Below are 1,312 nucleotides of genomic sequence, written 5' to 3'. Positions count from 1 at the left end.
CCCTGTACATTCCCTGTTAAGGTTACTTGAACTGTCGCTGTACCATCACCTTCATTGACCGTAATGTCACTGATGGTTAGTCCATTGCCTGCACCTCCGTCATTGTCCTGGATAGTTATCTCTCCTTGTGAATCATTGATACCTATCAGCGTCGTGCTTAAATTACTCAAATTCACATACAAACGCTCGGTCGGTTCTATCAAAGTATCATCGTTGATTAAAACTTCTATCTCTTTGGTCTCTCCGGTATCTCCTGTAAAAGTTAGTGTTGCTGATTGTGATTGATAATCATCCTCTGCTATCGCTGTACCGTCTGCTGTTTGGTAATCTACACTGAAACCGCCCTGTACATTGCCTGTTAAGGTTACTTGAACTGTCGCTGTGCCATCACCTTCGTTAACCGTCATATCACTGATGGTTAGTCCATTGCCTGCACCTCCGTCATTGTCCTGGATAGTTATCTCTCCTTGTGAATCATTGATACCTATCAGCGTCGTGCTCAAATTACTCAAGTTCACATACAAACTCTCGGTTGGTTCTATCAAAGTATCATCGTTGATTAAAACTTCTATCTCTTTGGTCTCTCCGGTATCTCCTGTAAAAGTTAGTGTTGCTGATTGTGCTGTATAATCATCCGGTGCTATCGCCGTACCGTCTGCTGTTTGGTAATCTACACTGAAACCGCCCTGTACATTGCCTGTTAAGGTTACTTGAACTGTCGCTGTACCATCACCTTCGTTAACCGTAATGTCACTGATGGTCAGTCCATTGTCTGCTCCTCCGTCATTGTCCTCAATAGTTATCTCGCCTTGTGAATCATTGATACCTATCAGCGTCGTGCTCAAATTACTCAAGTTCACATACAAACTCTCGGTTGGTTCTATCAAAGCATCATCGTTGATCGTTACTTCTATCTCTTTGGTCTCTCCGGTATCTCCTGTAAAAGTTAGTGTTGCTGATTGTGCTGTATAATCATCCGGTGCTATCGCCGTACCGTCTGCTGTTTGGTAATCTACACTGAAACCGCCCTGTACATTGCCTGTTAAGGTTACTTGAACTGTCGCGGTTAAATCACCTTCGTTCACTGTAATATCACTGATGGTGAGTCCATTGCCCACGCCGCCATCATTGTCCTCAATGGTGATCTCTCCTTGTGAATCATTGATACCTATCAGCGTTGTGCTTAAATTACTCAAGTTCACATACAAACTCTCAGTCGGTTCTATCAAAGTATCATCTGCTATTGAAACTGTAATTGGATGACTCTCTCCGGTATCTCCTGTAAAAGTTAGTGTTGCTGATTGTGCTGTAT

At 43.1% G+C, this 1,312-nt stretch carries 1 protein-coding gene; it reads right to left on the bottom strand.

Features of this window, described 5'->3' with window-relative positions; all coding sequences use genetic code 11:
- On the bottom strand, window positions 1-1,312 hold a 1,312-nt coding region (locus HGB55_RS15010), incomplete at both ends, for a Calx-beta domain-containing protein (RefSeq protein WP_305791992.1).

This window comes from Lutibacter sp. B1 (assembly GCF_012524075.1).
In the GTDB taxonomy this organism is placed as follows: domain Bacteria; phylum Bacteroidota; class Bacteroidia; order Flavobacteriales; family Flavobacteriaceae; genus Lutibacter.
This window is presented reverse-complemented; position numbering and strand designations above follow the sequence as displayed.